The organism is Secundilactobacillus oryzae JCM 18671, from assembly GCF_000740055.1.
Lineage (GTDB): Bacteria > Bacillota > Bacilli > Lactobacillales > Lactobacillaceae > Secundilactobacillus > Secundilactobacillus oryzae.
Genome location: NZ_BBJM01000082.1, coordinates 1 through 376 on the forward strand (window position 1 = coordinate 1; position 376 = coordinate 376).

General features: G+C 41.5%; 1 protein-coding gene. It reads left to right on the forward strand.

What is annotated here, in order from left to right; all coding sequences use genetic code 11:
* On the forward strand, nucleotides 1-376 hold a 376-nt coding region (locus LOSG293_RS09850), incomplete at both ends, for an IS30 family transposase (protein ID WP_034529912.1).

The window sequence follows — 376 nt, forward strand, 5'->3', positions numbered from 1 at the left end:
CAGGAATGATTGCTCACGAATTTAAACTAGCTACTAAATCTATTTATAATTGGCTAAATCAGGGGAGAATTGGTTTCTCCTTGAATGATCTACCTGAATATGGCGTACGCCAACGGCGTAACGTTGACCAACGATCCAAATATAATCAATCTTTGGGGCGATCGATTGAACAGCGTCTCATGATGATTAATCAACGTAATCGCATCGGTGATTTTGAACTAGATACCGTCGTTGGCCCTCGTGGGCATAGTAAGGCAGTTTTATTAACTTTAATCGATCGCAAATCACGGTTCCTTTGGGCATATCGGTTAAAGGACCGAACGACAGCGAGTGTTAATGAAGCACTGACTAAGTTCCTAACAACTTTTAATGGACC